The organism is Colwellia sp. SU-HH00943 (assembly GCF_057546125.1).
This window is the reverse complement of the sequence record NZ_BAAJLW010000002.1, coordinates 451981-473132: the sequence shown is the minus strand read 5'-3', so window position 1 is coordinate 473132 and position 21152 is coordinate 451981. Positions and strand designations below refer to the sequence as shown.

21 protein-coding genes are annotated in these 21152 nt (G+C 37.9%); 9 read left to right on the top strand and 12 right to left on the bottom strand.

Annotated elements, in window-relative coordinates; genetic code table 11:
* The first annotated feature begins 12 nt into the window (after positions 1 to 12).
* Positions 13 to 1353: a Na+/H+ antiporter NhaC family protein gene (locus tag AC27GZ_RS07290; RefSeq protein WP_487094243.1), complete on the top strand. Its 1341-nt coding sequence runs from the start codon at positions 13 to 15 to the stop codon at positions 1351 to 1353.
* On the opposite strand, the gene AC27GZ_RS07285 is transcribed toward AC27GZ_RS07290, so the two are convergent.
* From AC27GZ_RS07285 to zipA, 3 genes are all read right to left on the bottom strand, one after another.
* Positions 1343 to 2032 (bottom strand): hypothetical protein, encoded by a 690-nt coding sequence (locus tag AC27GZ_RS07285; protein ID WP_487094242.1) that lies wholly within the window; start codon positions 2030 to 2032, stop codon positions 1343 to 1345. The genes AC27GZ_RS07290 and AC27GZ_RS07285 overlap by 11 nt on opposite strands.
* Before the next feature lie 61 nt (positions 2033 to 2093).
* Entirely contained in the window at positions 2094 to 4142 is a 2049-nt protein-coding gene (gene ligA, locus AC27GZ_RS07280; RefSeq protein ID WP_487094539.1) for an NAD-dependent DNA ligase LigA, read from the bottom strand.
* A gap of 83 nt (positions 4143 to 4225) precedes the next feature.
* Entirely contained in the window at positions 4226 to 5323 is a 1098-nt protein-coding gene (gene zipA, locus AC27GZ_RS07275; RefSeq protein WP_487094241.1) for a cell division protein ZipA, read from the bottom strand.
* Between the two features lie 231 nt (positions 5324 to 5554).
* Between zipA and cysZ the strand changes: the two genes are divergently transcribed.
* The 3 genes from cysZ (at position 5555) to AC27GZ_RS07260 (ending at position 7077) form a co-directional block, all read left to right on the top strand.
* Positions 5555 to 6328, top strand: coding sequence for a sulfate transporter CysZ (gene cysZ / locus AC27GZ_RS07270; RefSeq protein ID WP_487094240.1), 774 nt, complete (start codon positions 5555 to 5557; stop codon positions 6326 to 6328).
* A 71-nt stretch (positions 6329 to 6399) separates the two neighbouring features.
* Positions 6400 to 6762 (top strand): hypothetical protein, encoded by a 363-nt coding sequence (locus tag AC27GZ_RS07265; RefSeq protein WP_487094239.1) that lies wholly within the window; start codon positions 6400 to 6402, stop codon positions 6760 to 6762.
* A gap of 3 nt (positions 6763 to 6765) precedes the next feature.
* Complete coding sequence (locus AC27GZ_RS07260) at positions 6766 to 7077, top strand: hypothetical protein (protein ID WP_487094238.1); 312 nt, start codon at positions 6766 to 6768, stop codon at positions 7075 to 7077.
* 67 nt (positions 7078 to 7144) lie between these two features.
* Here AC27GZ_RS07260 and AC27GZ_RS07255 read toward each other — a convergent pair whose 3' ends face one another.
* Together AC27GZ_RS07255 and AC27GZ_RS07250 are read right to left on the bottom strand one after the other, a co-directional pair.
* Positions 7145 to 7708, bottom strand: a complete 564-nt coding sequence (locus tag AC27GZ_RS07255; RefSeq protein ID WP_487094237.1) for a hypothetical protein — start codon at positions 7706 to 7708, stop codon at positions 7145 to 7147.
* Positions 7709 to 7800: 92 nt separating this feature from the next.
* Positions 7801 to 8499: a hypothetical protein gene (locus AC27GZ_RS07250; protein ID WP_487094236.1), complete on the bottom strand. Its 699-nt coding sequence runs from the start codon at positions 8497 to 8499 to the stop codon at positions 7801 to 7803.
* A 214-nt stretch (positions 8500 to 8713) separates the two neighbouring features.
* On the opposite strand from AC27GZ_RS07250, the gene trxC reads away from it, so the two are divergent.
* A complete protein-coding gene (gene trxC, locus AC27GZ_RS07245; RefSeq protein ID WP_487094234.1) occupies positions 8714 to 9145 on the top strand; it encodes a thioredoxin TrxC in 432 nt (143 codons plus the stop codon).
* 137 nt (positions 9146 to 9282) lie between these two features.
* Here the strand turns inward: trxC and AC27GZ_RS07240 are convergent, their stop codons facing one another.
* Complete coding sequence (locus tag AC27GZ_RS07240) at positions 9283 to 11652, bottom strand: agarase (RefSeq protein ID WP_487094233.1); 2370 nt, start codon at positions 11650 to 11652, stop codon at positions 9283 to 9285.
* Positions 11653 to 11916: 264 nt separating this feature from the next.
* Between AC27GZ_RS07240 and AC27GZ_RS07235 the strand changes: the two genes are divergently transcribed.
* A complete protein-coding gene (locus tag AC27GZ_RS07235; RefSeq protein WP_487094232.1) occupies positions 11917 to 12687 on the top strand; it encodes a hypothetical protein in 771 nt (256 codons plus the stop codon).
* 97 nt (positions 12688 to 12784) lie between these two features.
* Positions 12785 to 13264, top strand: coding sequence for an aminoacyl-tRNA deacylase (locus AC27GZ_RS07230; protein ID WP_487094231.1), 480 nt, complete (start codon positions 12785 to 12787; stop codon positions 13262 to 13264).
* A gap of 95 nt (positions 13265 to 13359) precedes the next feature.
* Here AC27GZ_RS07230 and AC27GZ_RS07225 read toward each other — a convergent pair whose 3' ends face one another.
* The 3 genes from AC27GZ_RS07225 to AC27GZ_RS07215 form a co-directional block, all read right to left on the bottom strand.
* Positions 13360 to 14232: a DMT family transporter gene (locus AC27GZ_RS07225; RefSeq protein WP_487094230.1), complete on the bottom strand. Its 873-nt coding sequence runs from the start codon at positions 14230 to 14232 to the stop codon at positions 13360 to 13362.
* A gap of 164 nt (positions 14233 to 14396) precedes the next feature.
* Positions 14397 to 14573, bottom strand: a complete 177-nt coding sequence (locus AC27GZ_RS07220) for a DUF3545 family protein (RefSeq protein WP_487094229.1) — start codon at positions 14571 to 14573, stop codon at positions 14397 to 14399.
* Positions 14574 to 14684: 111 nt separating this feature from the next.
* Entirely contained in the window at positions 14685 to 15431 is a 747-nt protein-coding gene (locus AC27GZ_RS07215) for a PEP-CTERM sorting domain-containing protein (protein ID WP_487094228.1), read from the bottom strand.
* Positions 15432 to 16345: 914 nt separating this feature from the next.
* Between AC27GZ_RS07215 and AC27GZ_RS07210 the strand changes: the two genes are divergently transcribed.
* Positions 16346 to 16987: a hypothetical protein gene (locus tag AC27GZ_RS07210; protein WP_487094227.1), complete on the top strand. Its 642-nt coding sequence runs from the start codon at positions 16346 to 16348 to the stop codon at positions 16985 to 16987.
* Positions 16988 to 17107: 120 nt separating this feature from the next.
* The gene (locus AC27GZ_RS07205; protein ID WP_487094226.1) at positions 17108 to 17371 is read left to right on the top strand and encodes a hypothetical protein; all 264 of its coding nucleotides are present in this window, start codon (positions 17108 to 17110) and stop codon (positions 17369 to 17371) included.
* Positions 17372 to 17433: 62 nt separating this feature from the next.
* Here AC27GZ_RS07205 and sucD read toward each other — a convergent pair whose 3' ends face one another.
* The 3 genes from sucD to odhB all read right to left on the bottom strand — a co-directional run bounded on the left by sucD (position 17434) and on the right by odhB (position 21061).
* Positions 17434 to 18306, bottom strand: coding sequence for a succinate--CoA ligase subunit alpha (gene sucD / locus AC27GZ_RS07200; protein ID WP_487094225.1), 873 nt, complete (start codon positions 18304 to 18306; stop codon positions 17434 to 17436).
* Positions 18306 to 19472, bottom strand: a complete 1167-nt coding sequence (gene sucC, locus AC27GZ_RS07195) for an ADP-forming succinate--CoA ligase subunit beta (protein WP_487094224.1) — start codon at positions 19470 to 19472, stop codon at positions 18306 to 18308. The genes sucD and sucC overlap by 1 nt, the downstream gene beginning before the upstream one ends.
* 113 nt (positions 19473 to 19585) lie before the next feature.
* Complete coding sequence (gene odhB / locus AC27GZ_RS07190; protein ID WP_487094223.1) at positions 19586 to 21061, bottom strand: 2-oxoglutarate dehydrogenase complex dihydrolipoyllysine-residue succinyltransferase; 1476 nt, start codon at positions 21059 to 21061, stop codon at positions 19586 to 19588.
* Positions 21062 to 21152: the final 91 nt, after the last annotated feature.

Below are 21152 nucleotides of genomic sequence, written 5' to 3'. Positions count from 1 at the left end.
GGAACAATCTAAATGACCAACACTGTTGTGGCTCAACCAATAAAACAAAAAAACTCACTACTAGCCCTACTCCCTTTTGCTGTTTTTCTTGGATTATTTTTAGGTACAGGAATCATTCTTACCTTGCAAGGCACTGATTTTGCTTTTTATCAGTTACCTGCCAGTATCGCGATAATTCCAGCAATTTTTATTGCTATCTATATAGGAAAAGTAATTAATAAAGAGTCGATTAATATTCAAATAGGTCAGTTTATTGCGGGTGCCGGTCACACTAATATCATCACCATGTGCATTATTTACTTACTTGCAGGTGCATTTGCCACGGTTGCAAAAGCCAGTGGTAGTGTTGATGCAAGTGTCCAATTAGGGCTCTCTATTTTTCCTAGTTACTTTTTATTACCTGGCTTATTTTTAGTCGCTGCTTTTTTATCTACCGCCATGGGAACCTCTATGGGCACCATTGCGGCAATTGCACCTATTGCTTTAGGCTTTATTGAATCAGCTAATCTTGATGCTGCACTTGTCGCTGGTTGCATCATTTCTGGTGCTATTTTTGGCGATAATTTATCCATTATCTCTGACACGACCATAGCTTCAACCCGCAGTCAAGGGGCTCATATGCGGGATAAGTTTAAAGTAAACTTCAAATTTGCTGTGCCCGCCGCCATTATTTGCCTGATAATTTTTGCTTTCTTAGGGCAAAGTATCAACTATGACACAAGCAGTGACTTAGCTATTGTTGGCTTAATTCCTTATGTTGTTATTCTTATACTAGCTTTATCTGGTGTGAATGTATTTGTTGTACTTGTTATCGGGATCATATTATCGGCTGTGATTGGCATGCTAAATAATGGCTATCAATTATCAGCATGGATCAGCGATATCAACTCAGGATTTGCCAGCATGCAAGATATTTTCATTTTAGCCATGTTTATAGGCGGCTTAAGTGAGCTTATTCGACATCAAGGTGGCTTAGCAGCATTAACAAAAGCCATTGCATCTCTTGCCAATAAAGTTAGCCCAAACAATAAAAAGCGTGCTGCAGGATTTGGCATCGCAGGTCTTACTTTTTGCTGTAATTTTTTCACAGCGAATAATACCGTATCTATTATTGTTACCGGCGAAACAGCTAAAGAATTAGCTGATAATGGTGAGTTAACGCCAGCGCAATCAGCTAGCTTATTAGATATTTTCGCGTGTATTAACCAAGGGCTACTTCCTTATGGCGCACAAGCACTACTGTTAGGGGCAACCTTAGGGATATCTCCCCTCAATATAGTGACACACGCTTTTTACCCTATCGTTTTATTTTTTGTGTCAGGCTATGCGTTTTGGCGCATGACTAAGGCTTAACACTCACATCAATTAAAGTAGATGCATCTTTTTTTACACCATGAACATCACTAGGTTCAAAGCCTAGTGTGACGTGGAAGTCTTTATTATTCAGTAGGAAACGTTGACGAATAAGTTGAGCATCGTTACTTTGCGCGACAACAAAATAACAACTTTTTCCGGCAGCTTCAGCTTTTCCTAATCCTAATAACTTAACTTGTAATTGAGAAGAAAAATTCACGTTAACAGTTGAGCTTAATAGTTGTTCTACTAATTGCTTATCAACATGCTGGTATTCAATAGGATTGATTAATGTCATGTGAAAAGTTTGATGATCACGTGCAGCTTGATTGGCACGAAAGTCGTCGAACTTATCCTTTAACACCGTTTTTAATTGCGCTAAATAAGGAGAAATTTCGGCTCTACTGACATAAGCTCCAAGGTATTCTTGCCCTTGGCTGTCAGAAAGCTTTCTTACCTGCAGACGCAAATTCTTTATTTGATGTGGGTTTTGCTCTGGTTGATTTAACATTTTCAATGCCCTAGCTTGCTGTTCGGTTATCAATGGCTTTGCTTGCTCTTGTTGTGCAAAACCTGATAAAGGTATAACAAAAAAAGTCAGTAGAGAAAGCATGAGCAATTTAATAACTCCCCTTTCACTACGTTTGTTATTCAAAAACACTTTAGACACCTGAGCCATGTTTTTTTTACCTCTTCATAATACCGACTAATAAACAGAACAACTTAATAGTTTAATCTATTTAGCTATTATCATATTTTGCTAATAACGCCACTAAATCATCTTCAGTTAATACTTCTACCCCGAGATCTTGTGCTTTAGTGAGTTTAGAGCCTGCTTTTTCACCAGCAACCAAAAAGTGTGTTTTCGCTGAAACACTACCTGACACTTTTGCTCCTAATGCCTGTAAAGCCGTTTTTGCTTCACTTCGTCCCATTTGGCTTAACGTGCCAGTCAAAACAAAGGTTTGCTCAGCTAAAGGCAGTTCATCAGCAGATTTAACCACAACATCAGGCCAAGTCATTAACGCCTCTAAAGCACTAACCACTTCCAAGTTATGTGACTCTTTAAAAAAGCTAACAATATTTTTTGCTACTATTTCGCCAACATCGTCAACCGCTTGTAACGCTTCAAAACTCGCTGATTTAATCGCAGACAAAGTACAAAAGTAATTTGCTAAATTAGCTGCTGTTGCCTCACCAACTTCTCGAATACCTAAGCTATAAATAAACTTAGCTAAGGTAGTTGATTTAGCCTTTTCAATGGCATCAATTAAGTTTTTAGCCGATTTTGCTCCCATGCGTTCCATGGTGCTTACTTCTATTTCAGTTAACTTAAATAGATCAGCAGGTGTGGTAATTAAATTCTCATCAACCAGTTGCTCAACTAATTTATCGCCTAAGCCATCAACATCATGTGCTTTTCGAGAAGCAAAATGTTTAATTGCTTCTTTACGCTGTGCTTGGCAAAACAAACCAGCTGTACACCTAAGTACTGCTTCACCTTCAGGCTTTTCTACCTCTGAATCACAAACAGGACATGCATGCGGAAAAACAACGTCGGTGACATCATCAGCACGTTTTTCAAGCACTACTGATACAATTTGAGGAATAACATCACCAGCACGACGAATAACAACAGTATCACCCACTTTTAAGCCTAAACGTTCTATTTCATCTTGATTGTGTAAAGTGGCATTAGATACCGTTACACCACCGACAAATACTGGTTTTAATCGCGCAACTGGCGTAATAGCCCCTGTTCTGCCCACTTGAAATTCAACGTCTTCTACTAAGGTTAACTCTTCTTGTGCAGGAAACTTATACGCCATAGCCCAGCGAGGAGCACGAGCAACAAAACCAAGCTTTTCTTGCAATGAAATGTCATCAACTTTTAGTACTGTTCCGTCAATTTCATAACTCAATGCGTCACGTTTATTTAAAATATCTTGATAGAAATCTTCAACTTGCTCTTGGCTTTCTAACAGCTTAACTTCAGGGCACATTGGCAAACCTAATGCCTTTACTTGGCACAAGCGCTGAAAATGAGATTGAGATAAAAACGGCGTTGCACCTTCTGAGAGTTCCCCAACAAAACCTAAGCCATAGGCATAGAATGCTAAATTACGTTTTGCAGTAATTTTAGAATCTAACTGACGCAAACTTCCCGCGGCAGCGTTACGTGGGTTAGCAAAAACTTTCTCGCCTTTCTTTTTTGCATTTTCATTTAACTGCTCAAAACTCGCTTTGGGCATAAATACTTCGCCACGCACTTCCAAAACCTCTGGAAAATCAATACCGCTTTCACCGATAAGTTTTAGGGGAATAGACCTAATGGTACGAATATTTTCAGTAATGTTTTCACCTGTCGCCCCATCTCCTCGTGTGGCTGCTTGCACTAAAATACCATGTTCATACCGCAAACTAACGGCTAAACCATCGAGTTTAGGCTCAGCACAAATAGTGATAGATTCAGTACTGCCAATCTTGTCTTGAATACGTTTAACGAACGCTTGCCATTCATCACTCGAAAAAACATTATCAAGTGACAGCATAGGTACTTGATGTGTAACTTGAGTAAAGCTTTTAAGCGCCTGCCCACCTACTTTTTGGCTTGGTGAATCAATGGTTTTTAATTCAGGATGAGCGTCTTCAAGGGCAAGTAACTCTTGCATTAATCTATCATATTCCGCATCAGGAACACTTGGTTCATCTAACACGTAATATTGATGATTATATTGGTTAATTAAATGATGAAGCTGAGAAACACGCTCAGCGTTGCTTGATTTAATAGTAGACATGGGTAGTTAACTCTAAAAGACTGAAGTAGCCTGATGAAGCCACCGCAAGGTGCGATGGCACAAATAAAGAAGGTTTATGATTCAACACTGGCCAAACGGTACTGTCTGTCAAATTCACGGATTTTACTCACGTAATGCTGCTCAGCCTGCTTGGTTAAAATATTACGTTTATCATCAAGCACTTGCGCATTAAACTCTGTCGCTAATTGCTTGGCTGCTGCAAGCATTTGCTCAAACGCGGCAAAAGGGTCTACCGCATTAGGTAAAGCCATAAACAAGCTCACTCCTTGTGTAACAAACGTTTCCATCGCGTCTAAATCAAAAGAGCCTGGGTTTAACATATTAGCTAAACTGAAACTGACACCACCGTTACCAGCACTGTCTTGATGGCGATGGAATATGTCCATTTCTCCATACTTCATACCCAACGTTAATAAACTAGGCAACAATGCCGCACCTGACATCACTTGGTTAGTTGGCATAACAACGCTCAAAACAATAATTTGCGGCTCAATTTCTGGTTGCTTATCTTTTGTTGGTGCAGCAGTAGACTCTTCTTTTGTGGCGATTTCATCATCAAGTGCAATACCGTCACCAAAATTAATTTCCATTTGATTACGTTTTATTTCTGCCTGCGCAGCTTTAGCTTTACTGGTTTTTTTTCTTACCGGTGCCTTTTTTGCAATTTTGCTTTCGGGCTTAGCCTGAGTTACAGGTTGCTGATAAATTGGCTCGAGAGTAATTTCTTCTGGGGCTGGCTCTGGCTCTGTAGGTGTTTGCTCAGCGCTTGTCGGCTCAACAATTTCTTTTGGTGCTTGTTCAATGATTTCATGATCTAACACTTGCTCTTGCGTGCTTAAATCGGGATAAGAATCATGTTCTTGACCTGACTCTAAATGACTAATTTCATCTAAGCTGATATCTTGGGCAAAATCTTGTTCGCTTTTAACTGCTGGCTCATTTTCTTGTTTGAGCACTTTTACTTGTCCAACACCATCTTGATCAAAACCTTTACCATCAAAGTCTCGACTCATTGGCTTTACCGGTTCTTTACTGGTTTTTAATTTATATGGGTTTTTCTGTTTTCTTATCGTCCATAAACCATGAATAAAAATAGCGGCAATGACTACACCACTGATAATAATTAATGCGTTTCTGAAGTTATCTTCCATTTGTTATGCCTGTACCGTTCAAGATTTTTATTATTTTTTAAGCTGATTTTGATACGCTTTTGCTATTAAGTAAGCTTCTTATAGCTGCTTGAGCGATTATCAGCCTTGAAAAAATTATAACAAAATTAACTTTAACAGAAACAGTGGTATTTTGTAACAAGTTAGTGCTGTAATTGTATTAACGCTGAGTTTATAATGACCTTATTAATATCAATAACTTAGTGCTAATAAATGACTAATTCTTCGAAAAAAAATTTATTCCCATCAAACAGACCTATGGCACACAGTGGCGCAGGCTATTTATTCAAAGGATTTGAGTTAATTCAACTCAAAGGCATACGCCGATTTGTGTTCATTCCTTTATTAATAAATTTACTCCTGTTTAGCACTGCCTTTTATTTTATGTTCATTGAGCTTGAGCATTATATGGCAAAGTTCATGAATTGGTTGCCTGATTGGTTAGACTGGTTAAGTAATATTTTATGGCCGCTTGCTGTCATCACTATTTTAGTCATTTTTTCTTTTATCTTTGGCACTGCAGCCAACTGGCTAGCAGCACCATTTAACGGTTTATTATCTGAAAAAATTGAAAGCATTTTGCTAGGACAATCTATCAAAGGCGGCAGTATGCTTGATGTTGTTAAGGATATCCCAAGAACGCTTGGTAGAGAGTGGCGAAAACTCTGTTATTACTTACCTAGAGCTATTGGCTTTTTTATTATTTTATGGATTCTGCCTGTGATTGGGCAAGTTATTTGGTTTTTATTTGTCGCTTGGATGATGGCGGTACAATATAAAGATTATCCTTTTGATAATCATAAAATTCCTTTTCATATCATGAAACAAGCGCTAAAACAAAAACAAGGATTAAGCTATAGTTTTGGCATTACAGTCGCGTTATTTGCCATGATACCTATTATTAACTTAGTTATTATGCCGGTGGCTATTTGCGGTGCAACAGCACTTTGGGTTGATCATTATCGCGATGAATTACTTTCAAATTGATTGAATGTCGCACTATGATAAAAATTCGTATATATTTACAGTAGTTAAGAAAAATAACAGGAATTATTCAAATGACGACAACATGTAAAAAGAAATACTCATTATTCGCTGGTACTGTTTTATTGACCTTAAATTCAATAGCGATCGCAGCCGATGATGCTCAAGCTGTTTCAATTCCTGTAATGGATAATGCACAAGTATTTGCAAATTTTGCCGATGAGATGCCTGCGGTTTTAAACTATTTTACCTCAGCTTCTGAAGAGCAAGTTATTGAGTTTTATCAACAACATTTTGGTGACGCTATCTCTCAAGAGCGAAAGCGAGGACGCTTAACACTAAGATATCAGCAAGAGCTTCAACTGATGCGTGTGGTTATTTCTCAGCAAAACAATAAGCGTCAAGTGGATGTTATCGTAGAAAACTCGCAGGAGTAACCTATGAAAGCTAGCACTGCTTTACCACTTTTAGTGACATTTTTTTTAATGAGCTCTGCGGTGTTTGCCCACTCTGAATCTAAAAAACAAGTTGAATTAGATAAAGCCTGTGAGGCTGCTCGACAAGTAAAGTTAAAGCCCATAAAAAAAGAAATTTACCAAGAGTGCATAACCAAGTTTAAGAAAAGTAAAGCCGTGTGCCAGCAAGATGCGCAAGCTTATAATGGCAACAGAATTAATGGCGCACCTATGTTTTATGAGCTTCCTGCTTGTGTAGAAGCCTTTGAGTATCGAAAAAAATCAAGCAATCGTTAATGATTTATCATTGCTCTAAACACTATTTATTGTCACAGTTTGAAAATTAACTTCTAAGTTAGTTACACTAAAAGTCTAGCGTAGACATGATCCATTGCGCATTTTCACTAATAAACTTTTTATCCGCTTCGGTGACATTAGCCATTGCTGACGTTATTACCTTTATCCCTTTATTTAGTTCTGCTAATTTCGCTTCCATTTCAGCCACCATTTCATCTGACATGTTATTCGCCTTCATCTGCTCTATATTACTTTTAAGCATTTCAGACATAGCTTTAGGATCAAAACTCTGAGGCATTTTTTCCACTTGATACGCCATTACTCCCCCGATAATTCTCATAGAGACATTGTAATATTCTTCAATAGTATTAAATTCAGAGGCTGATAATATTGACTTTACTTTAGGGTAAGCTTTTGAGTTTTTAATCAATTCAATAATTTTGTCTGGTTGTTGATAATCGATCTCTTCAAATGACTTAGCCAATTCAGGGTAAGTTACATCTAAAGTTTCCATTTGCTCTGATACTTGTGAAAAAGACGTAATGAGCTTTTTCGTTAATACCTGCTCAGCTTGACTGCTAAAAGCTATAGTGAATAAAACGCTGGCGAATAAAAAAGTTAACCTTTTCATATGTATCCTTTTATATATTTTAAGAGCTTAATCTTTTGCTTAAATGAATATCGCTAACTTAGCTTATGTCGCACAACTTAGCTTAGCTGCATCTAAGGTAAACTTACTTTAGCATATGCCGTTAACTGTGAAAAAACTACCAAAAGTATCAAAGGAAACAACACAACAAACAGGTAATTAGCATAAAGTAAAGGCAAGACCACCGCGATGACAATAGCTAAAGCACTTAGAAATAAAAACTTTTTATAGCGTTTTGCCAAGCTAAATGCAGCAACAAAATTACCTACAATGCCTTTGTCCTCCAGTCTTGAAATTAAGCAAGGTAAAACACCAATCACTAGTGACAACAAAGCAAAACACCAAGCAAGTAGCAAATTAAACCAAAAAAACTCTACTGACAAATCTGCACGGTTTTCTACTTTAATGTTAAACGCTTTCGCCAAAAATGAATTTTGATCGACATATAAACTGTATAGAGCTATAGCATCTGTCATCCAAATTAAAAAGCATAAAAATTGTACAACAACTACCAATGCTACATTCCCTAAAAATGATGACAATTTAATTGTGGCATCCTGCTTATTAAGCGCAAATATCGGGTGTAAAACCAAACTCACTAGGGGAATGAATAAAATAAAACCAGCACAAAAGGAAATATACATAGCATCTAGATCATAGCTATGTAAATAAAACCTGATCACTTCTGCTAGGGAAAAAATAACGAGAGTGGCCACCAACAATAAGGCATAACTGATAATTTTTATGGGTGTAAGTGCAAAATTAGTCAACATAAAAAGCCTATTTTTTGAGTAATAGCTTCACGGTAACTGAAAAAAGTAAGTTCAATATTGATGTACAATAACTAACGATAAAATATTTAATTCAATTGAAAATAATATAGCTGATTGCAGTTTGGTTTAGCTAAAAGCAACGAGGACTTTAGCCAAGAAGCAAGGTAAAATAGCCGCAGAGTAACTTTACATTGATAACACTATTGGAGCTATTATGAACATTGTTTGCTCAAATTGTTTTACCACTAATCGCATCCCTAAAGAAAAAGATCATAGCAAAGCAAAATGTGGAAAATGCCAACAAGCAATATACTCTTCTACCCCTATTTCACTGGGGAATAATAACTTTTATCCTTTTATAGAGCGAAACACCTTACCTGTTATTGTCGATTTTTGGGCAGCATGGTGTGGTCCTTGTCAGAGTATGGCGCCTATATTTAATAAGGTTGCACAATCATCACCATCATTACTCTTCGCAAAGCTTGATACTGAAAAAGTACAACAAATAGCCGCAAGTGCTGGTATACGAAGCTTACCAACACTAGTGTTTTTTCATCAAGGTAAAGAAGTCGACAGAGTGTCTGGCGCACTTAACGAAGGGCAAATGAAGCAATGGATCATGGCTTGTTTACAAAAGTTATCCTAATACTCTTTTAATTCCCGCTGAATGAACAAAAATTTAATCAGATAAGTATTAGCCATAAAAAAACGAGAGCGGCTAGGCTCTCGTTTTAGTTAAAAATAAGCATTAGTTAACTACTAAGGCTCAAATGATTAACTTGCTTAAAACTCATTATTAAAGCGTTTTGAATAAATGCTAGCATTAAAAGCTTTTGCCGCTTCAATCATTTCTGGATAAGGAATGTCTGTTGTACTAACAAAGCCAACATTATACGGTTCGCCATCATAGGTTCTGCCCGTTAGTGGTGAATCTATATATTGAAACCAGTGTGCCCCTACCATGTTTTTGTGTTTAGCAACACTTCTCATATAAGCTTGGTACATTGCAGCACGATCAGCTTGCCCATCAGCTTGTACTAACCCCGGATGAAAAAGCCCCGTTTCTTTAGTCGCACCAATATGAAATTCACCAATAACCGTAGGTAAATCAATCTCATTTAAAAACGACCATTCTTTTTCTTGCACGCCTTCTTCATAAATATTAAAGCTTAATACATCAGAGTATTTTACTGACGCTTTAATGGTTTCTTTTGGCATACCAAAGTTAGCCATACGAGCCCCCATATATAAATGATTAGGCAGTACTGCGGCTAACGTATCGTGTACTACTTTAAAATACTCTTCCGATAGCATTTCCAGCATAGATGAAATATCTGCAACTAATTCATCAGAATAACTCGTCAACTTAACGCCATCAGATAACTGCTGCCATGAAGTATATGCTGTTTGCCACGCTTGGTTGAGTTGCTCAATTTTGCCATATTTATTTTTAAGGAGCTCAGTGAATGCTTTTTTCGCTGGGCTATCAGCATCGCTACGCGTTAAGGTAGATAAAATCACGCCGTATCTTTCTTCAATAGTACCGTCAGGGAATCCCCAACTTTTTTCATTATCAACGAAAACACCGACACACCAAGGAGAGCTTTGTATTTCTTGTGCAATAACATCAATAGTAATTTTTGCACGCTCTACAAAAGCAGGATCAAAAGGATCAGGCAATGGTGACCAAACATCATGCTCAGATGATAAAGTTTTGTAATCACCTATAATCCAACCGTTAGCAAAATAAGGTACACGTTCATTCGGGTAGAAAGCTGGATCAACCCAGTTACCAAAAGAAGTAAAACCCCAGTTTTCCATACGAGATAAAGTGACGTCATGCCATTTTTTAATATAGGATTTATCACCCGTATCACCATAGCGTCGCTGTAAATTTGCGCGATAAAAACTAAACGTTTCACCTGACTTTATCGGGCCTTTGTGTACAGAACGTCTATAACTATAGTGCTCAGCTAGCGGTTCATCGTAATTGGGTAACCAAGTAAATAAGTTATTTCTTAGCTGTGAAGAAACATAACGTGTTTTCATCACTTCATCAGACACTTTTACAATACCGATAGAATCTTCAGGAGTAACTTCATTCGGATCAACGTATCGAACGCTATCGTCTTTAAAATCTATCCCTGTTGTGGTTGTGGTATTCGCCATACGCACATTAGCCACACCATGAGAGAAGAACAAATAACCTTCTGGGTCTACTAACCACCACTGGTCATCAACTTTTTGAGTTCTAAAGTATCCAGTTCCCTCATATCTTGGGCCACTTTTCCAGCCACCAAATCGAGAACGATCTTTCATTCGCCCTTCTTCAGCTAATTGTGCTAACTCTTTGTCAGCAGCATCTTGCAACTCGGCTAAAGAGTTTATTTTAATTGGAAAGTCGACTTTAGCATTTTGACCAAACTCATCAACTACTGCTTCTAGGTATTCAGTGTTATAAGCAGGATTTTTCCTTAGCCTAACATTATCAATTACCACAGATTTAGCGGTTAAATTACCACGAGTTAAAAACGATACTTCAGTAACTTGACTTAAATCCAGCTGCTTCTTGCCGTAACGCCAATAAAACATTTCATCTTGAGTTTTCCATGGTACTGGGCTTTCACGAATACCGGGGTCAGTTTCAGTAAATTGACCTTTTAAAATAACAAAATAAGTGCCTGATTCACCGGGGGCTAAATTCACGGAATAATTTGCTGCAGAGGTTCGAGTGCCTGCAGCATTCCCAGCAGGTAATTCACTACTTGGTACATCAGAAATTGAAATATAAAGTTGAACAGATTCACTACCAGGATTTTTAGCATCAATGGCCAAGTGCACTTCATCAAAACGATCAAAGTTCCAAGCAGTTTCAGGCTGAAGAACAACTGCAGAACGGTACACTTCAGGAGAGAAGTTAATGATTAAATCGCTTTTATTGCTTGTTTTTTCTTGAATAAACTCTGCCCCACTTGCCACTATATTTAGCTTAGGAGATGTTTGTTCAAAGTCAGCTAATACTATTAAGGTATCATCAGCCTTGACACTATTTGAACTATTGTTTGTCTCTTTTTTCGAGCAACCAGCAAGCGATAAACCCAATATACACAAGGGTAGCAAAAGCTGATACGCCGGTTTTTTATAATTTAGCATGCCTATTTCCTATTAAGTTTCAAGTTGATGAATAAACGCCTAACTCAAAACTATTCAAGTAAGCATAAATTACATACTAGTTAAAACTTAACACACAGAATTATTGTTAACAATAATCATTTTACAAAAATTTATGTATTAGTAATTTTAACTTTAGTTCTCCTTATGAGCATTTAACGAACCTATCAAAGTTAAGCGCTATTTTCTTGGTTGGCAAAAGGTAATTTACAGTGATAACCTACAAGAAAAATATAGGGAAATAACATGCCAACTATCAAAATGTTAGCCAGCTTTTTATGTGGCGCTATTATCGGATACATCGCCAACAATCAGGTACCTCCTGTTAACCAGCAAGAAATCCCACAACAGGCAAGTAAGCAAGAAGCCTATCAACAAAAACAGCCAGTACAAGCAACACAAACAAAGCAAGCAACAACAAATATTGAACGCCAAACCAATTCACAAACCTCAATTGCATCGGCAAAAATTGAATCTAACAGAAGCAACCACAAGGCTAGTACACCAGAGCAACTATCCGCCCTCACCAATCAAATCGAACAACTGAGTAGCCAATATCAAACACTGGAAAAAAAATACCAAAAAAACTATAGAAGACTGAAAGAAGTCACTCATGAAATGGAAGCTTTAGATACAAGCGACATAACTGACGAGCAAATGATGGCGCTCGTAAACGACGATTTCTCCGAGTTTAGGCGCGGCTATAGAGGTGCAACCCGTGATAAAATTTTTGAATTTCATCAGCAAGAAGAAGATTTAGATTGGGGTTATGAGATGCAAACCTATATTTCTGACTTTATTCTTACCCATTACAATACCAACGGTATCAAATTCCACAGCGTAATTTGTAAAACTAATCATTGTGAACTTTTAGTTGAAGAAACTGAGCAAGATTCATGGCGGACTATAGCCGATGAAATGAGGCAGCAAGCTTGGTGGCAGTTTAGTAGTACTAATTCATCGAGCCGCTCCAGTGATACTGATAGCCACCTTATCTATATTTTTATGGCAAAGTAAACGCGCAAGACATTATTGTAATAAGTGACAAGTTAACTGGTTAAGCTAGTGCTAAATACTATACTTTAACTGGGTCAAATTTAACGTGGAGGTTATTATGACTATTTCTACTCGGCTTGATTCGTACTTAACTGAACACAAAATTCCTTATCAAGTCATTGAGCATGACCACAGTTTAAGCTCAGTTGGCACAGCTTTTATGGCAAAAGTTCCATTAGATCATCTAGCAAAGGCAGTGATTTTAAAAGATCACGAAGATAGACGATTAATGGCAGTTTTACCCGCTAAAAATAAAATCAGCCTTTCAGCTATAAATGACAAATTAATGGGCAGTTATAGCTTAGCGAAAGAGCAAGACATCTATAACATGTTTAACGATTGCGAACATGGCGCCATCCCACCTGTAGGCGACGCGTTTAACATGCATATGATTTGTGATGAGGTATTAGATAATTTAGATCATGTTTATATTGAAGCAGGTGATCATCGCCAGTTATTACGTATTAGCCACGATGATTTTGAAGCAATGACAAGCAATAGTAAGCACCTAAGGTTTAGCAGTGAAATTATTCACTAATTACACCTATCTAGCATTACTTAGGATTGATAATACTAGAAGGTCTGATATAAGTATCATTGTGTAACAGACCTTCTAATACTATTAGAGTAAGGCTAGCGTTTCCAAAAGACATTCACCATTGCACCTAAAATAATCAACGCTCCGCCCATTAAAGTCGTCATTAAGGTTATTTCATCAAATAACAACCAACCTAACAGTAAAGAAAATATCACCTGTACATAAGAATATGCTGTTGCCTTACTAGCATCAGCACATTGTAATGCTTTGGTTAACCCTATCTGCCCTACTTGGGTAAATATCCCCACTAAAACGAGTAAACCTAAGGCTGGCAAGCTTGGCACCACAAAATCACTACCTAAAAAGACCAGCGCGATAGGTAGAGATACAAAAGGAAAATAAAAGACTATAACCGAGCTATCTTCAGTTTTGGTTAATTGCTTAACTATTATATAAGCTACTGCACTGCCAAAAGCTCCTAACACGCCAGCGCCTATACTCAGCCATGAATACGCCTCTGCGCTTCCTTGTAAATTCGGGGCAACCATAACTAATAACCCAAGCAAACTAAGAACAATACAAGTGATTGTTGATCGTTGAATAACTTCTTTTAAAAAGAATAATGCTAACAACGCCGTAAAAACTGGATGTAAATATTGAAGAATGGTCGCTTCTGCTAAAGGTAAGCGGGTAATGGCATAATAAACAAAAAATAATGCGACTGCGCCAACAACACCCCGAGCAATAAGCAGGGGTTTATTATGACCCCAAGGCGATATGTTTTTTCGCCTTATATCCACATAGCTAATAAAAGCAGAGATTATGGCTCTCGCTGCAACGATTTCAAGCACAGGTATACCATAGGTACTCACCGATTTAACGCAAGCAGCCATTAATGCAAAACCTAACGCAGAAATAATCATATACCCAGCACTGCTGGGTATGGTGTTTTTAAACCAAGAAAACATGGGGAACTATGCCATATAAGAATATGACGTGTATTCTAACGAGAAAAGCTAGAAATGATAGCCAAGGATTGATATTTATTGAACATCAATCCTAAACTGTGCTGTATCGACTGTTTTCGCAGGAAATTATTTGTATTTAACTTAAGACGAAACAGTGAATAGCGCTACAGTGAATAGTAGTGATCATTCAAATCCATTGCTTTTCGTTCACGCTGCTTTTCTTTGAATGCTTCAATTTCACGCCAGCTACGCTTTTTTTTCTTAGCGAGCTTTTTCTTTTCTACTTGCTGCTCGAACTCTTCATCGCCAAACTCTTCATCAAACCAGTCATTGTCTTGCATAATTTTTACTCTTGCTGTGAATTAACTCATCACAATGTAAATAATTTTTATGACATTTTTTTTACTGCTAGATGACAATACAATGAATTTGACTAAGATCTAACATAGTTACTAAACAAGTAGTTTTTCACGCATTAATAATAAAAGGGCTAATAAAATCAGCAACAAACTTGATGGCTCCGGAACTTGAATAGAATCATCTGGAGTTTGTGGAACGTCAGAATGATCATCGACAGGAATTTCATGAACAAACGCAAACTCACCTTGCGCAAAGCTTGTCCTTAGTTGTGAAATTTGAGAGTCATCAATTGTACACTCATAACCACAAGCCGTGTAATCCATAAAATTATTCGTTGCACCCATACCAAAATCAAAATAATGATCAAGACCTAAGTTATGGCCAATTTCATGGATAAAGGTCACCATGTTATCAACATAGTCTGAGATTAAGTTAACCAAAATACCTGAACTTCCTAACCATCCCAAACCTAAATAAGGATCATCAAGCGAATACTCAAAAAATGCAGGAACAGTAGTAAAGTTATAATGCTCATCCCCTAAACCTGCAACTATAGGATATAGTTCAAAACGTTGACTCTGGTCTTCTCCACCAGCCGTATCATAATTTAAAACATTAACCTCACTAAAGTTAATATCTAACCCCACCGAACTAAAGAAATCATCGGCATAAGCTTCTAAATCACCATTCTCTACCATGCTAACATCGGAGCATTCAACACCATCAAAACATACTTGATAAGGGTTAACAGTAAGTTCATGTGTAATTAACGAAGCATGTGCGGTATTAAATAGCGCGACTATAAGTATAGAACTCAATAGTTTGAGTATATTTTTCATATAAAATCCCTTTTATTGTTAGATTAAAGTGCTGTGGTAAATCAAAAATGCCACATCACGCTATGTGCGTGTGCTGATCATTTTTTAGCCTACAGGAGAACTATAGCATCAACAAGTATATATGCTTGTTTTTAACAATAAATGTTTGGAGTCTGTTGTTTTAATTGGCGTCGCGGTGGCAACTGCACCCAAAGGGACACTGCCTCCGGCGTCCCTTTGGAACCCCACGGAGTCGAAACTTAGTAGAATAATAGCTTGGTGTTTGGTTATCGGTTTGGCATCGCGGTGGCGACGGCACCCAAAGGGACGCTGCCTTCGGCGTCCCTCTGGACACCCACGAAGCCCCAACTCAGTTAAGACATGAACAACCATTTTGAGTTTACAGTCAATTCCTGCCGATATTCGTCCATGAAAAGCGGCAGTCTTCGCCATCCATGGCTCAGCTTGACTGACACTTTTCAAAATGGCGATTCATTCACTTCGAAGGGACTTGGAGTGTTTGGTGCTACTAGGAAAATTAAATAAGCCCCATATTTTTCTGAACATTCAAAAATGCAAAACCAGTTTTATTAGCCCCCAACCTCTCAACACGCGCCAAGTCTGCTTGAATCAAATGCCGGAGTGAAAGGCAATATTCACGTATTGCCATCAGGATGATGGCAAAGGCAAAGTAGCACATGGATGTGCGTTCTTTGCCTTTACGTCGAAAATATTGCCTTGAAAGTAGGATCACACTTGATTAGCAGCGTCGAGGGATTCCAAAGGGGGTTCGGCGTTAAGCCCCCTTTGGGTGTCGTCGGCACACCGACAAAAATCAACAAATAAATCCGCCCAACTCTACTTATTAATCCGCAAAAGCTTCCTGAATCAATTTATTATGTTTACAATAACAGTAGTTTAAGGAGTATAGTACTTTGAAAAGAACAACTTATATTATCGGAGCAGGTGCAAGCTATGAACTTGGACTTCCTACAGGAGAAGAGCTGAAAAGCATAATTGCCAATTTATTGAATATTAATTTTGATTTCAGTTCTCAAACTAGCGGAGATTACCAAATTGTAGATGCTTTAAGAAAGTATAGTAGCGAACGACTTCAAGATTTAAACTTATATCGGAATGAATGTATTCACATCAGTAAAAATATGCCGTTGTCTATCTCAATAGATAACTTTATAGATACTCAAAAAGGAAACGAAAAATTAGAGCTGTGTGGAAAAATGGGGATTGTACAATCTATTATCCAAGCAGAAAAAAGCAGTTTACTCTACCAAGACAAAAACCAAGAAATTAACTTCAATGATTTAAATAAAACCTGGTATTTATCTTTTTTCAAAACTATTACTGAAAACTGTATAATTGAAGATCTTCCTAATAGACTTAAATTAATAACTTTAATTATTTTTAATTATGATAGATGTTTAGAGCACTTCTTAATTAACGCATTAATACAATATTATCGTATTGATGATAGTGCAGCTATTTCCTTAGTTTCTAATTTTAAAATAATTCACCCATATGGAACCATAGGCCTATTACCTTGGCAAGCTTCTAACTAACATAATTATGTAGAATTTGGTCAGAACGTTAAAACAAATTATTTAATTGAAAACGCTCAAAATATTAAAACATTTACTGAAGGAGTAGAGAGTAATAGAGTTAAAGAGTTACATGACATTATGAGTAAAAGTAAGCGTATAATATTTCTTGGATTTGCTTATCATAAATTAAATATGAAATTATTAGGTAAAGGTGGATTTGTTACTTCATACAACTCAGAAGATGTTGAATGTTTTGGCACTTCATTTGGTATGTCTAAAAATGATAAAGAATTAGTAGTAAACTCCATTCAAGCTTTATTCGATGATAACATTAAAACTAATATTGAAAATCTTACTTGCTACGACTCTTTTAATGAATATTCGAGAAGTTTAGGCTATTAAAACAAAAAACCCGCTAAATAGCAGGTTTTTTAATAAGAATTTACAAGCTGTAAGCTACTCGCCTACCAACCTGTTTTCTCTTTAAGTGCTACACCGATATCCGCTAAAGAACGAACCGTTTTAACACCAGCCGCTTCTAAAGCAGCAAATTTCTCATCAGCAGTACCTTTACCACCAGCGATAATCGCGCCAGCGTGACCCATACGCTTACCAGCAGGTGCAGTAACACCAGCAATGTAAGATACTACAGGCTTAGTAACGTTCGCTTTGATGTACTCAGCAGCTTCTTCTTCTGCAGTACCACCAATTTCACCAATCATTACGATTGCTTCAGTTTGGTCATCTTTTTCGAACATTTCTAGTACGTCAATGAAGTTAGTACCTGGGATAGGGTCACCACCAATACCTACACAAGTAGATTGGCCGAAACCAGCATCAGTAGTTTGTTTAACTGCTTCGTACGTTAATGTACCAGAGCGAGAAACGATACCTACTTTACCTGGCTTGTGAATGTGACCTGGCATGATACCAATCTTAGTTTCGCCTGGAGTGATAACACCTGGACAGTTAGGACCGATCATGCGAACGCCAGATTCATTAAGCTTAACTTTTACGTCAACCATATCTAAAGTTGGAATACCTTCGGTAATAGTAACGATAATTTCGATACCAGCATCGATAGCTTCTAAGATAGCATCTTTACAGAAAGGTGCTGGAACGTAGATAACTGTTGCAGTTGCACCAGTTGCTTCTACTGCTTCACGTACTGTGTTGAATACTGGTAAACCAAGGTGCGTTTGACCGCCTTTACCTGGGCTTACACCACCAACCATTTGTGTACCGTAATCGATAGCTTGCTCTGAGTGGAAAGTACCTTGACCACCAGTGAAACCTTGACAGATAACTTTAGTATCTTTGTTAATTAATACAGACATTATTTGCCCTCCGCAGCTGCAACAACTTTGTTTGCTGCATCTGTTAATGATTCAGCAGCAATAACGTTTACGTCAGAGCTTGCTAATACTTCACGACCCGCTTCAGCGTTAGTACCTTCAAGACGAACAACTACTGGTACTTCAACGCCTACTTCTTTAACAGCTGCGATGATACCTTCAGCGATCATGTCACAACGTACGATACCACCAAAGATGTTTACTAATACGGCTTTAACATTGTCATCAGAAAGAATGATTTTGAATGCTTCAGCAACACGTTCTTTAGTAGCACCACCACCAACATCTAGGAAGTTAGCTGGCTTACCGCCGTGTAAGTTAACGATATCCATAGTACCCATTGCTAGGCCTGCACCGTTAACCATACAACCAACGTTTCCGTCTAGCGCTACGTAGTTTAATTCCCACTGTGCTGCATGTGCTTCACGCTCATCTTCTTGAGATGGATCGTGCATTTCACGGATTTTTGGTTGACGGTATAAAGCGTTACCATCGATACCAATTTTACCGTCTAAACAGTGAAGGTTACCTTCGTCAGTGATTACTAACGGGTTGATTTCTAATAAAGCAAAGTCATGATCGTTGAACATGTTAGCTAGACCCATAAAGATCTTAACAAATTGCTTCATTTGCGTTGGGTTTAAACCTAACTTGAAACCTAACTCACGACCTTGGTAAGCTTGAGGGCCTACTAGTGGATCGATTTCAGCTTTGTGAATTAACTCAGGCGTTTCTTCAGCAACAGTTTCAATTTCAACACCACCTTCGGTAGATGCCATGAAAACAACTTTTTGTGAAGCACGGTCAACAACAGCGCCAAGGTATAACTCGTTAGCAATGTCAGTACAGCTTTCTACTAAAATTTTAGAAACTGGTTGTCCGTTCTCATCTGTTTGATAAGTTACTAAGTTCTTACCTAACCAGTTTTGAGCGAAGTCTTTAATTTCTTCTTTAGATTTAACTAGCTTAACACCGCCAGCTTTACCACGGCCACCCGCGTGTACTTGAGTTTTAACAACCCACATATCGCCGCCAATTTTGTCAGCAGCTTCTGCAGCTTCTTGAGGGGTATCGCAAGCGAAACCTTCAGAAACTGGTAAACCATATTCAGCGAATAATTGTTTCGCTTGATACTCATGCAAATTCATGGTGTTTTATCCATTTATTTATGAATGATGATGTGAGCCCGTTTTATATATTTTTACTGTATAAAACAGACTCAAATCGGTGAAATTTCCTGATTATAGATTCTGGCTAATAGCTAAACATCTAAAAGCAGACGAGTTGGATCTTCTAGTAATTCTTTAATTGTTACTAAGAAACCAACAGATTCTTTACCATCGATTAAACGATGATCATAAGAGAGTGCTAAATACATCATTGGCAAAATTTCTACTTTGCCATCAACAGCCATAGGTCTGTCTTGTATTTTATGCATACCTAAAATACCTGCTTGAGGTAAGTTTAGAATTGGCGTTGATAGTAATGAACCAAATACACCACCGTTGGTAATTGTAAAGTTACCGCCAGTCATGTCAGCCATTGCTAACTTACCATCACGACCTTTAATTGCTAGGTCACGAATTCCATTTTCAATACCTGCCATGCTAAGTTGGTCTGCATCACGTAATACTGGTGTAACTAAACCACGTGGTGTAGATACCGCAATAGAGATATCAAAGAAGTTGTGATAAACAATATCGTCACCGTCAATTGAAGCATTTACTGCTGGATAGCGTTTAAGTGCTTCAGTAACTGCTTTTACGTAGAAAGACATAAAACCTAGACGTGTGTCATGTGTTTTTTCAAAAATGTCTTTATATTGCTTACGTAAATCCATGATTGGCTTCATGTTAACTTCGTTAAATGTAGTTAACATAGCTGTAGAGTTTTTCGCTTCTAATAAACGTGTCGCAATCGTTTTACGTAAACGTGTCATAGGTACGCGTTTTTGACTACGCTCACCTAAATCTTGTGCTTCAGCTACAGCAGCTGGAGCTGCCGGTGCAGGTGCCGCTTTTGCAAGTGCTGCTGCTTCTACGTCTTCTTTAGAAATGCGACCACCTTTACCTGAGCCTGTTACGTCACTAGCAGATAAACCTTTTTCTGTCATCAAACGACGTACTGACGGGCTTGCTAATTCATCAGCACTAACCGCTTCATATTTAGAAGCTGCAGGTGCAGAAGTCGCTGTAGCGCCAGCGGCTAATTCACCAATTTTTTGCTGACCTAAAACAGTGTCGCCTTCAGCGTGAAGTATTTTACCGATTACACCGTTGTCTTGAGCAACAACTTCTAGAACTACTTTATCTGTTTCAATATCAACTAAGTTTTGATCAGCAGTTACAGTATCACCTTCAGCAACATGCCATGTAGCAACAGTTGCATCAGCAACTGACTCAGGTAAAACAGGAACTAGAATATCAATGATTTTAGCATCGCTACCTGCTGTTACAGCAGTTACTTCAGCTGGTTCTTCAGCAGTTGTTGCAGCTGCAGAGCCTTCAGTGAAAATACCAATCACTTGATCGCCTAAAACAGTAGCACCTTCTGCTTGACTGATTTCAGCTAATACGCCATCAGCAGTAGCAGGTACTTCTAAAACTACTTTATCTGTTTCAATATCTACTAATACTTGATCGCGGCTAAACTTTTCACCTACTTGAACATGCCATGTAGCGACAGTTGCATCGGCAACTGATTCTGGTAATACCGGAACTTTGATTTCGGTTGTCATTTATTTATTCCTTACAAACTTTCTTTGTACACTAAAGAGTTAATCTAATCTTATCTAACATCAGCGCTTGAGTTCCAAGCGCTTATTTTCT